This window comes from Kitasatospora sp. NPDC007106 (genome assembly GCF_040634455.1).
GTDB classification, from domain to species: domain Bacteria; phylum Actinomycetota; class Actinomycetes; order Streptomycetales; family Streptomycetaceae; genus Kitasatospora; species Kitasatospora arboriphila.
This window is the reverse complement of record NZ_JBEYFP010000158.1, coordinates 1-11,218: the sequence shown is the minus strand read 5'-3', so window position 1 is coordinate 11,218 and position 11,218 is coordinate 1. Positions and strand designations below refer to the sequence as shown.

Below are 11,218 nucleotides of genomic sequence, written 5' to 3'. Positions count from 1 at the left end.
GAGTCGGGCAGGTGGTCGCTGTCCAGCGCGCCGCGGTAGGCGAGCCGCAGCGCGAGGGTACCGGCCGTTGCGGGCCTGGCCCGCCGACCGGCGGTCTCCGCCCGCAGCGCGGTCGGGGTGCGGTCGTACACCTCGCGCACGGTGTCGTTGAACTGCCGCACGGAGGCGAAGCCGGCCGCGAAGGCGATCTCGGTGACCGGCAGCTCGGTGGTCTGCAGCAGCAGCCGGGCGGTCTGCGCGCGCTGGGCGCGGGCCAGGGCGAGCGGGCCGGCGCCGAGTTCGGCGGTGAGCTGGCGCTGCAGCTGGCGGGCGCTGTAGCCGAGGCGCTCGGCGAGGCCGGCGACGCCCTCGCGGTCGACGACGCCGTCGCCGATCAGCCGCACCGCGCGGCCGACCAGGTCGGCGCGGTGGTTCCACTCCGGCGAGCCCGGGACGGAGTCCGGGCGGCAGCGGCGGCAGGCGCGGTAGCCGGCGCCCTGGGCGGCGGCCGCGGTCGGGTAGAAGGTGCAGTTGACGCGCTTGGGGGTCACCGCCGGGCAGCTCGGCCGGCAGTAGATCCCGGTCGTGCGGACAGCGGTGAAGAAGACGCCGTCGAAGCGGGAGTCGCGGCTGTCCACGGCCCGGTACCTGGTCTCGTCGTCGATCACGCCCTCCAGTCTGCGCCACCCGGACGGCCCCGACCGGCGGAAATCGGACATCGCCGTCCGGGCCCGGGAGGAGGCCCGGTGTCCGACACGACCCGATTTTTGGGAGCGCTCTCAATGGACTCGACGCACCCGATAGGCTCTGATGCGAACAGATCCGTGAGAGGAGCCCAGGGTGTCGCAGCACCAGCCCACCGGCGACGGACCACCCGCCGCGCCCTCCGGCGGCGCACCGGCCCGCGGCGGATCCCACCCCGGCCCCGGCCCCGCCGGGCGGGGCGACACCGCGGGCGCCCTACCCAGACCGACCCTGGAGTCCGTCGCCGAACGGGCCGGCGTCTCCCGGGCCACCGCCTCCCGGGTGGTGAACGGCGGCGCCGGCGTCCGCGCCTCGCTGCGCGAGAAGGTGCAGCGCGCCGTCGACGAGCTCGGCTACGTCCCCAACCTGGCGGCCCGCACCCTCGTGACCCGGCGCAACCAGGCCGTCGCCGTGGTCGTCTCCGAGCCGGAGAGCAGGCTCTTCTCCGACCCGTTCTTCGCCAAGCACCTGCGCGGCATCTCCCGCGAGCTGTCCGCCGCGGACAACCAGATGGTGCTGCTGCTCATCGAGGACCAGGCCGACTTCGAACGCGTCGGCCGCTACCTCGGCGGCGGGCACGTGGACGGCGCCCTGCTCTTCTCGCTCCACCACAGCGACCCGCTGCCGGACATCGCCCGTCGGGTCGGCCTGCCGTTCGTGATAGGCGGACGACCCGGCTGGCCCGGCGCCGAGTCCGACCGCGAGCTGACCTACGTGGACAGCGACAACCGCGGCGGCGGCCGGATCGCCGTCCAGCACCTGCAGTCCCTCGGCCGGACGCGGATCGCCACCATCACCGGCCCGCTCGACCAGACCTCCTCCGTCGACCGCCTCGACGGCTACCGCGACCTGCTGCCCGACGGCGACCCCGACCTGATCGCCGAGGGCGACTTCACCCCGGACGGCGGCGGCCGCGCCATGGCCGAACTGCTCGCCCGCCGCCCCGACCTCGACGCCGTCTTCGCCGCCTCCGACGCGATGGCCTCCGGCGCGCTGCGGGTGCTCCGCGAGGCCGGCCGCCGGGTGCCGGAGGACGTGGCCGTGGTCGGCTTCGACGACGTCGAGCAGATCGCCGCCTGGACGGACCCGCCACTGACCACCGTCCGCCAGGACATCGAGGACATGGGCCGCCTGATGGCCCGTCTGCTGCTGCGCCGGCTCACCGGCCAGACCGACACCACCGGCCGCCGCGGCCCCACCTCGGTCATCACGCCGACCCGACTGGTGGTGCGCGGCTCCGCCTGATGCCTCGTCAACAATGCGCTCGCCGGACGGTTCGTACCCGTGCGATGATGGCGCCATGTGGTCACGACTACCCTTCGGGGAGCGGCTGAGGGCCGAACTCGGCACACCCCGCGGAGCCCGCCGACTGGCCAGCAGCCCCCGCTCCCGGGTGTGGCGGGCCGAACTCGCCGGCACCCCCGTGGTCGTCAAACAGCTCCGCGACGGGCCCGGCGCCGACGACCGCTACGCCCGCGAGACGGCCGCCCTCCGCCTCGCCGCCCGCACCGACCCGCCGGTCGCCCCGAAACTCCTCGGAGCGGACCCGTCCGCCCGGGTGATCGTCCTGGAACACCTCGCCGACGGCACGCCCCGCGCCGACTGGGTGATCGACTACGCGGCCGCCCTGGCCCGGCTGCACGCCGCGGCCGGCCCCGGCGGCGCCGACGGCCTGCCCGCCTGGTCCGGGCCCACCGACGAGGACGTGGCGGCCTTCCTCCGGCTGGCCAGGATGCTCGGCGTCGTCGTACCGGCCGGTGCACGCGCCGAACTCGACGGCATCGTCGACCGGTTGGCCCGGCTGCCCGGCCGCGCCCTGCTGCACGGGGACCCGTGCCCGGGCAACGACCTGCACACCGGGGACGGCCTCCGCTTCGTCGACTTCGAGCAGGCCTCCCGCGGGCCCGGCATCGTCGAACTCGCCTACCTGCGGATCGGGTTCCCCACCTGCTGGTGCGCCACCGCCCCCGCCCGGGAGCGGCTGGCCGCCGCCGAGGCCGCCTACCGCACCCAGTGGCGCGCCGACACCGGCACCGAGGTGGACGGCGACCTCGCCGACGCCTGCGCCGGGTGGCTGCTGCGCGGCGACGCACTCGTCCAGCGCGCCCACCGCGGCACCACCGACCACCTGGCCCGGATCCCGCACCGCGACTGGACCTGGGGCACCGCCACCGCCCGCCAGCGCCTCGCCCACCGCCTGCGGACGGTCGGCCGCCTCACCGCCGACACCCCCGCCTCCCGCGACCTGGCACGCCTCGCCACCGCCATGCACGAGGGCATGCTCGCCCGCTGGCCCTCCCTGCGCCCCCTCCCCGAACGGCGGCCGTAGGACCTGTCTTCGCAGGGCGCTCGGGAGGTCGATTCGGGGGCGCGTGGGGCAGCTCCCGACCGAAGGCCACCGGGGGGCGAACTGCGTAGTTCGGGAGTGGTGTTCCTGACGAATCCTGCTCACCCCCGGTCCGCACGGTGGCCCGCATCCGCATCGCACAGTTCTCTCCCGGGCTTCGGCCGGGGTGCCCCCACGCGCCCCCGAGGAGGGCATCCGTACGCCGTCGCAGACTCGTCCCAGGGGCGTCGGCCGCCGCGGGCGCCCCCGCAAGGCGGGCGCCCCGCGCCCCGGCGGGGAGCCGGGGGCGGGGCGCCGCGGTGGAACCGCCGGGGCCGGGGGGGGTCAGCCGACGGTCCACTTCTGGGCCGCGGTGCCGTTGCAGGTCCAGGTCTGCAACCGGGTGCCGTCGGCCGAGGAGCCGTCCTTGGCGTCCAGGCACTTGTTCGCACCGACGTTGGTCAGGTCGTGCGCGGCGGTGTACGTCCACTTCTGGGCGTTGGTGCCGTTGCAGGTGTACAGCTGGACGACGGCGCCGGCCTCGGTGGAACCGCCTGCCACGTCGAGGCACTTGCCGAGGGCGCGGACGGTGCCGTCGTTGCCGACCGTCCACTGCTGGGCCGCGTTGCCGGTGCAGTTGTGCAACTGGATCGGGGTGCGGTCGGCGCTGGAGCCGCCGGCCACGTCGGCGCACATGCCGCCGATGCCGCGGATCGGGCCCGACGCCGCCGGGCCGCCGCCCGAGGCGGAGGCCCGCACGTAGTCGACGACCATGGTCTGCGGGAAGGCCGTCGAGCCGTCCGGGCTGCCCGGCCAGTCGCCGCCGACCGCCAGGTTGAGGATGACGAAGAACGGGTGGTCGAAGACCCACTTGTTGCCGTGCGTGTCGGCCGGGGTGCGGGTCTCGTACGGGGTGCCGTCGACCGACCAGACGATGGAGTTGGGGCTCCAGTCGACGGAGAAGACGTGGAAGTCGTCGGCGAAGGCCTTGCCGCCGGGCAGGCTGTACGCGGCGCCGAGGCCGCCCGCACCCGAGTAGCCGGGGCCGTGGATGGTGCCGTGCACGCTGTTCGGCTCGCGGCCGATGTTCTCCATGACGTCGATCTCGCCGCTGTTCGGCCAGCCCGCCGAACCGAGGTCGTTGCCGAGCATCCAGAAGGCCGGCCAGACGCCCTGGCCGCGCGGGATCTTGATCCGGGCCTCGAACCGGCCGTACGCCTGGGTGAAGGTCCGGGCGGTGTTCAGCCGGGCCGAGGTGTACTGGCACTGCCCGTACCAGCAGCCGAGGCCGGGGTCGGTGTTCTTCTTCGCGGTGATGACCAGGTGGCCCTGGCCGTCCAGCGAGGCGTTGGAGGTGCTGTTGGTGTAGTACTCCAGCTCGTGGTTGCCGAAGCCGCCGCCACCGGTCTCCAGGGTCCACTTGGCGGCGTCGGGGCCGCGGCCCGCCGGGCCGTCGAACTCGTCGGACCAGGTCTGTGCGGCGGTCGCGGCGCCGGCCCGCGGGGCCACGGCGTCGTTGGCGGAGACCAGTGCCGCGCCCACGAGGGCCGTGGTGAGCGTGAGCACGAGTCCGCCGAGCGACCAGCGGCGTTTGCGGTGGGAGGCCATGGCAGGCACACCCCTTCCTGGGGACGTGGAGGTGGGGCAGGGAAGGACCGCACGTACTCGAAGGAGCGAGAGCGCTCTCTTCGCGACCGGGGCGGCTCCGGTGGGCCCACACGCTACCGACGGGTCACCCCCGCCGACAATGTCGCCCCTCATCGACGCCAAGCCTCTGACCTGCGGCGATACAAATCTCCGCAGTCCCTTAAGCGTCTCTTAGGGCCTACTTGACCTGTGGACATCATCCGCGGGGCCCACCGCACCGGAAATCGCTTGCCCGGCGACGGGTCCCGGGTGCGGCCCGGCCGGAATTCGGATGCCCACGACCGATCGCCGGGCTAGCCTGACCGGATGGACCACGACAGCCACGAGGGCCTGCCCAGGGCCGAGTTCGCCTTCCCCGGCCCGCTGCGCGACGCGCTCGTCGCGGCGATCCTGGACGGCTCCAAGACCAGCACCACCGGCCTGGTCGCGGAGTACGAGAAGCTCGGCGAGAGCATCCCCGGCCCCGGGTACCGGGAGGCCGTGGTCGACTCGGCCGGGCAGGTGGTCGCGGTGATCGAGCTGACCGAGGTGCGGATCGCCCCGCTCGCCGAGGTCGGGCTGGCGCACGCCGTGGCCGAGGGCAAGGGCTACACCTCGGTCGCCGAGTGGCGGGCCGGCCACGAGGACTTCTGGCACAGCCCGGAGTTGCGGGCCGTCCTGGAGGACCCGCACTACACCGTCGACGACACCACCCCGCTCGTCCTGCAGCGGTTCCGGCTGGTCGACCGCGTCAAGTAGTCCGCGGGCAGAAGTAGTCCGCAGGCAGAAGTAGTTGGTCGACGACCTGCTACGTTGGCGCGCATGACCGATGACGCGAGCGGAACCGGACGGATCAGGCCCCGGCACTTCCACGAGAGCGAGGGCGTGCAGGACTGGCGGGTGCTCGGCGAGGGCGCCTGCGCCTACTTCCGCACCGGGTCGTTCGCGGCCGGCGCGCAATTCGTCCAGGAGATCGGTGAGTTGGCCGGGGCGGGCGCGGACGCCCCCGACGTCGACCTGCGGCCCGAGGGCGTCACGGTGCGGCTGGTCGCGCTCACCGAGGACTACTACGGGCTGACCGAGCGGCACGTCGAACTCGCCCGGCTGATCTCGGCGGTGGCCCGCAAGCTGGAGCTTCCGGCGGACCCGTCGGCGGTGCAGACCGTCCAGGTGACCGTCGACGCCCTCACCGGGCCCGCGGTGGTGGCGTTCTGGCGGGCCCTGCTCGGTTACCGGGAGCGGGCCGGCAGCCCCGAGGACCTGGTCGACCCGCAGCGCCGCGGGGCGCCGTTCTACTTCCAGCAGATGGCGGAGCCCCGCCCGCAGCGCAACCGGGTCCACGTCGACGTCTGGGTGCCGCACGACCTGGCCGAGGCCCGGATCGCCGCGGCGATCGCCGCCGGCGGCCGTCTGGTGAACGACGAGTTCGCGCCCGCCCACTGGGTGCTGGCCGACCCCGAGGGCAACGAGGCCTGCGTCGGCGCGGCCGGCGGGCCCGATCCGGCGCCCGCCGGGCGGTAGGCCCTCCCTTTCGGATCTTGTCGGATCGGCGCGCGGCGGTGGGCGGCCGGCTGGGCGTACCGGCGGATCGGCCTCGTCCTGGACCGTGTTCGGCCGATGCGCTGGTGCGTCCGGCCGGGGGCACCTCCCGGCCGAAGGCCGGGGGAGGATGCCCGGCGTCGCGCGCCCGGCAAGATCCGAAAGAGACGGCCCGGCCCGGACGCGCGAGAGCTCCCCGTCCGCCCCGGCGATGCGCGCGGGACGGACGGGGAGCGGGCGTTCGGGCGGTCGGCTCAGGGACGCGTGGAATCACTCCCACGCCCCCTGAAGCCCGGGACTAGTTGAACGGGATCCGCAGGACGGAGGCGCTGCCCTGGGTCTGGGTGGCGCCGACCCGCAGCTGGGCGGGGGCGCTGCCGATGGCGGACCAGACCTCGATCCGGACGGTGCCGTGGTCGAGGGTGCCGAGGGTGCCGGTGGCGGAGGCGAGTCCGGCCGCGGTGCCGGAGTAGCGCTCCCAACCGGCGACCGGGTCGGTGGCGAAGTACCGGTAGGTCTCGACGCGTTCGAAGGTCCCGTCGCCGGTCAGGTCGTAGGAGATCCTGGCCTGCTGGCCGAGGCCGACGGCGCTGCCGGCGTCGACCCAGAGGTCGAAGTCGGTGGCCGCGCCGGGCTTCACGGTGCCGCTGAGGTTGCGGATCTCGTAGACCTTGGCCTGGTACGGGGTGCCGTCGTGGTTGGTGCCGCCCGCGGAGGGCAGCGTGTCGGTGGCGGCCGCGGTGCCGTAGGCGGTGGTCAGGGCGCCGCCGGGCTGCAGGTGGAAGGTGTTGCCGGTGGTGGCCGTCGCGGTCGGGGTGGGCGTCGCGGTCGGGGTGGGCGTCGGGGTCGGGGTGGGCCTGGGCGACGCGGTCGGCGATCCGGTCGGGGTGGGCGACGGCGTGACGCCGCCGGTGCCGCCGTCCTGCCGGCTGCCGCGCTCGCTGGCGGTGGAGCGGGCGGGCACGGTCAGCGCGTAGCCGTCCGAGAAGTGCACGGTGCGGGCGGTGGTGGTGTAGTTGTGCGCCACGTGGGTGCGGGTGCCGCCGCTGGTGAAGACCGCCGCGGTCGGGGTGTCGGCGGTGGTCGCCGGGTCGAGGGTGCCGAGCGAGGCCAGGTTGTGGATCCAGTGGTAGGTGTGGGCCTTGGACTCGCCCTCCTCCGGGGTGTAGCCGGCGTTCCCGGCGTCCCAGTCGGCCTTGGCGGCGGCCGGGTCTTCGAGGGCCTCGGTCTCCCAGAGGAGGTCCCGCCAGTCGGTGAAGGCGCCGCCGTTGTTGGCCTTGAGTTCGGCGAGGTTGGCGCGCAGGTCGTCCTGGCGGCGGCCGAGGTAGAGCGATCCGCCGTTGAGGGGCAGGAAGTTGATGCCGTGGATCATGCCGGGCGAGGCCGTCCACCAGGTGGAGTAGGCGGCGCCGCTGCCCCAGACCATGCCGACGGTGGCGTGGCCGAAGGTGCTCGGGAAGACGCTGTGGTCGGCGTCGAACCAGTACTGCTGAACGGCGTTGGCCTCGGTGGTGTACAGGTAGACGCCGAGGTCGCGCAGGGTGGTGTCGCCGGTGGCGGAGCCGTAGAGGATCAGCGCGGAGCTGAAGTTGAGGCCCTCGGAGGAGGACTCCTGGTTGTTGCCGGCGGCGAAGCCGGCGTGGCCGGAGGCCCAGCCGTGGCCCGCGTAGATGTCGAAGTTGCGCAGCAGCGGGAAGCGGTCGTCGGTGCGGTCGGCGTTGGCGGCGTCCTTGGCGAGCAGCTTGACCATGCCGCCCCAGGCGGAGTCGGCGGCCCAGGCCGAGTCGTAGCGGGCGACGGTGGCGGCGGCCTGGACGAAGTAGCCGTAGTGGAAGTGGTGGTCGTTGAGTTCGGCGTCGGTGCCGTAGGAGGCGGGGTAGCCGATCAGCGTCTTCCAGGTGGCGTCGTAGGCGAAGACGGACGAGCCGGTGCCCTTGAACCAGGTTTCGAGCTTGCCCTTGAGCAGGCCGATCAGCTTGTCGCGGGTGGCGGTGTCGCCGAGCTGGTCGGCGACGGGCACGAGCTGGGCGAGCCGGCCGAGGGCCTTGCCCGTCCAGTAGGTGTCGGTGGCGCCCTGCCACGGGTCGGCGGCGTTCGCCTCGGCCTTGACCATGGTGTCGAGCGCGGTGCGGTCGTAGGCGCCGAGGTCGGGCAGTGAGGGCAGCACGCCGGTGACGGCCTGCGCGGTGGTGAACGAGGTGCCCTCGCGGACCTTCATGGTGCCGCGCGGCGAGGTGTAGGAGAGGGAGGTCAGCGGGTCGGCGGTGGCCTGCCACTGGTGCGGGTAGAGGGCGAGCAGGGTGCCCGTCCCGGTGCCCTCCTGCGCGGTGGTGGTGGCGGTGTAGGTGGTGTTCAGCGTGCCGGCGGCCTCCTGGTAGGTCCAGGTGGCCTTGGTGTCGGTGACGAAGTTGTACGCGTAGGTGCGGTACCGGGCGAGGTCGGCAGGCGTGGGCAGCACGGCGACGGAGTAGTAGTCCTTGCCGCCGAGGGCGGCGGTGAGGGTGCTGCCGCTGACCGTCCAGTCGGTGCCGGTGGGGGCGAAGAGGCCGTAGTGGTGGCCGCCGACGGTGATGCCGAGGACGTTGCCCTGGTCGGAGAAGACGGTCGGGGTGCCCGCGGTGGTGATCTGGGCGGCGCCGCCGGTGGCGTGCGCGTAGACGTACGGCAGGCCGTGGCCGACGGTGGCGCTGAAGGTGTGGCCGCCGTCGGCCCAGTAGGGGGTGACCGTCCAGTCGGACCAGCCGTCGACCTTGGTGTTCGGGGAGTTGAGGCCGGCCACGCCGAGGGTGAGGTCGCGGGTGTGGGTGAAGTCGTACTGGCGCCCGTCGGAGGTGATGGTCGGCGTGGTGGGGTAGCCCACCTCCAGGCCGCTCGCGTTCGCCTTGAAGGTGAACGGGTGGGCGTACATGTTCTCGGAGTACGGGTTGCCCGCGTAGCGCTGGTAGATCAGCGAGGACCACCAGTCGTTGGTGGGGGCGGCCTTGCCGGCCGCCCGGGCGGTGACCTTGGGGGTGACGGGGGCGCCGTCGGAGTTGCTCGGCCCGACCGTACCGGCGGGGCGGGTGTCGGCGTATCCGCCGAGGCCGACCGGGACGGTCGCGGCGGCGGCGCTGCCGGCGGCGACGGTCGCGGTGAGGGCGGCGGCGGACGCCAGGGCGAGGGCGGTGACCGCCGCGGCCGGGCTGCGCAGGGATCTGAGCTTCATCGGGTCCACCTCGGGTGGGGGTGGGGGACGGGTGAGTGTGAGGGTGGGGTTTTGAAAGCGCTCTCAGCGATCGGACGGTAGGGCCGGATCCGACGGAGTGTCAATGCGCTGAACCGAATCCGCCGAACGGCCGCACCGAAGGCGGGAAGGGCCCGTAGGGCCAGGACGGAAGGCCGGGCTCCGAGGTTACGGTCAGGTTTCGACCCCTTGACGGCCACCCGCCGATCCCGGCACTCTCCTTGCATCGCTGAGAGCGCTCTCAGAAATGAGGCACCGGGCATCGACATGCCGGCGGCCCGCGGAGAGCGCTCGCTCGTCAGTGCTCCCCTTCGCAGACTCCAGCCACCCACCCCGTCCGGTCAGGAGACATCCCCATGCGCCCGTTCAGAGCCCGCCGTACGGCCGCCCTCGGCACCGCCGCCCTCGCGGCGACCATGTTGCTCACCGCCTGTTCCTCCGGCGGCACCGCATCGAAGGACGCCGCCGACGGCAAGGTCACGCTGACGATCGACCTCTTCGGCACCTTCGGGTTCAAGGAGACCGGCCTCTACGACGAGTACATGAAGGCCCACCCGAACATCACCATCAAGCAGTCCGACACCCAGGACGAGGCCCAGTACTGGCAGGCCCTGCAGACCAAGCTGGCCGGCGGCGGCGGCGTGGCCGACATCCAGGGCCTGGAGGTCGGCCGGGTGGCGAGCGTCGTGCAGAAGCAGGCCGACAAGTTCACCGACCTCAAGACCGTCGGCATCGGCGACGTCAACGACGGCCTGGTGGGGTGGAAGGGCGCGGCGATCAAGACCGCCGACGGCAAGGTGCTCGGCGCGGGCACCGACGTCGGCCCGGAGGCGATCTGCTACCGCACCGACCTGTTCAAGGCGGCCGGCCTGCCGACCGACCGCACCGAGCTGGCCGCCAAGTGGTCGACCTGGCAGGGCTACCTGGAGCTGGGCAAGCAGTACGCCGCCAAGGCGCAGCCCGGCAACGCCTGGACGGACAGCGCGGCGGGCATGTTCACCGCCGAGGTCGGCCAGCAGAAGGTGCGCTACTCCGACGAGGGCGGCAAGCCGGTGTACGAGACCAGCCCGGCGGTCAAGACCGCGTGGGAGGACTCCACCAAGCTGGTCGCGGACGGTCTGTCGGCCAAGCTGCCGCAGTGGACCCCGGAGTGGAACAAGGCCTTCTCCACCGGCAAGTTCGCCACGCTGAGCTGCCCGGCCTGGATGATCGGCTACATCAAGGGCCAGGCCGGCGACGCGTCCGCCGGCAAGTGGGACATCGCCGCGGGCCCGGGCAAGACCGGCAACTGGGGCGGCTCGTACCTGGCGATCCCGCGGACGGCCAAGCACCCGAAGGAGGCCGCCGAGCTGATCAAGTGGCTGACCGCCAAGGAGCAGCAGGTGAAGCTCTTCACCAAGCAGGGCTCCTTCCCGTCGAGCACGGCGGCGCAGGCCGAGATCAAGTCGGTCCAGGACCCGTACTTCAACAACGCGCCGATCGGCCAGATCTTCAGCGAGTCCGCGGCCGCGATGCCGGCCCAGGTGCTGGGCACGGACGACGGCGTGATCGGCAAGGCGTTCACCGACGCGCTGGGCGAGGTGGAGCGCACCAACACCGCTCCGGCCACCGCCTGGCAGCACGCGCTGGACAACGTCAAGAAGGCCAACGGCAACTGATGCTCCGGCAGTGACAGACGCCTGATCACCGGCCCCCGGCCCGTCCGGCCGGGGGCCCCGTCCGAGGACTCCCCATGGCCATCTCCTCTCCCCCGGCCCCGGCCGCCGGGCGGCGCCCCGGGC

General features: G+C 73.4%; 8 protein-coding genes. 5 read left to right on the top strand and 3 right to left on the bottom strand.

Features of this window, described 5'->3' with window-relative positions:
- Positions 1 to 698 (bottom strand): bifunctional transcriptional activator/DNA repair enzyme AdaA (locus ABZ641_RS15725; protein ID WP_359982240.1); only part of this gene is annotated, 698 nt, incomplete at its 3' end.
- Between the two features lie 256 nt (positions 699 to 954).
- On the opposite strand from ABZ641_RS15725, the gene ABZ641_RS15720 reads away from it, so the two are divergent.
- The gene (locus tag ABZ641_RS15720; RefSeq protein ID WP_359982246.1) at positions 955 to 1,968 is read left to right on the top strand and encodes a LacI family DNA-binding transcriptional regulator; all 1,014 of its coding nucleotides are present in this window, start codon (positions 955 to 957) and stop codon (positions 1,966 to 1,968) included.
- 55 nt (positions 1,969 to 2,023) lie between these two features.
- Positions 2,024 to 3,052, top strand: coding sequence for an aminoglycoside phosphotransferase family protein (locus ABZ641_RS15715; RefSeq protein WP_359982238.1), 1,029 nt, complete (start codon positions 2,024 to 2,026; stop codon positions 3,050 to 3,052).
- Between the two features lie 342 nt (positions 3,053 to 3,394).
- Here the strand turns inward: ABZ641_RS15715 and ABZ641_RS15710 are convergent, their stop codons facing one another.
- On the bottom strand, positions 3,395 to 4,657 hold the full coding sequence (locus tag ABZ641_RS15710; protein WP_359982243.1) for a family 16 glycosylhydrolase: 1,263 nt from the start codon (positions 4,655 to 4,657) through the stop codon (positions 3,395 to 3,397).
- A gap of 345 nt (positions 4,658 to 5,002) precedes the next feature.
- On the opposite strand from ABZ641_RS15710, the gene ABZ641_RS15705 reads away from it, so the two are divergent.
- Positions 5,003 to 5,434 carry an ASCH domain-containing protein gene (locus tag ABZ641_RS15705; RefSeq protein WP_359982235.1) on the top strand — a complete coding sequence of 144 codons (432 nt, stop codon included), beginning with the start codon at positions 5,003 to 5,005 and terminating at the stop codon, positions 5,432 to 5,434.
- Positions 5,435 to 5,497: 63 nt separating this feature from the next.
- A complete protein-coding gene (locus tag ABZ641_RS15700; RefSeq protein WP_359982232.1) occupies positions 5,498 to 6,196 on the top strand; it encodes a VOC family protein in 699 nt (232 codons plus the stop codon).
- Positions 6,197 to 6,512: 316 nt separating this feature from the next.
- Here the strand turns inward: ABZ641_RS15700 and ABZ641_RS15695 are convergent, their stop codons facing one another.
- Positions 6,513 to 9,419 (bottom strand): glycosyl hydrolase, encoded by a 2,907-nt coding sequence (locus ABZ641_RS15695; protein ID WP_359982229.1) that lies wholly within the window; start codon positions 9,417 to 9,419, stop codon positions 6,513 to 6,515.
- A 434-nt stretch (positions 9,420 to 9,853) separates the two neighbouring features.
- Between ABZ641_RS15695 and ABZ641_RS15690 the strand changes: the two genes are divergently transcribed.
- Positions 9,854 to 11,095, top strand: coding sequence for an extracellular solute-binding protein (locus tag ABZ641_RS15690; RefSeq protein WP_344624532.1), 1,242 nt, complete (start codon positions 9,854 to 9,856; stop codon positions 11,093 to 11,095).
- Positions 11,096 to 11,218: the final 123 nt, after the last annotated feature.

Bases quoted from the DNA above. Each gene is read 5' to 3' on its own strand.
- ABZ641_RS15715 (WP_359982238.1), top strand. From the start codon at position 2,024: ATGTGGTCACGACTACCCTTCGGGGAGCGGCTGAGGGCCGAACTCGGC.
- ABZ641_RS15710 (WP_359982243.1), bottom strand. From the start codon at position 4,657: ATGGCCTCCCACCGCAAACGCCGCTGGTCGCTCGGCGGACTCGTGCTC.
- ABZ641_RS15705 (WP_359982235.1), top strand. From the start codon at position 5,003: ATGGACCACGACAGCCACGAGGGCCTGCCCAGGGCCGAGTTCGCCTTC.
- ABZ641_RS15700 (WP_359982232.1), top strand. From the start codon at position 5,498: ATGACCGATGACGCGAGCGGAACCGGACGGATCAGGCCCCGGCACTTC.
- ABZ641_RS15695 (WP_359982229.1), bottom strand. From the start codon at position 9,419: ATGAAGCTCAGATCCCTGCGCAGCCCGGCCGCGGCGGTCACCGCCCTC.
- ABZ641_RS15690 (WP_344624532.1), top strand. From the start codon at position 9,854: ATGTTGCTCACCGCCTGTTCCTCCGGCGGCACCGCATCGAAGGACGCC.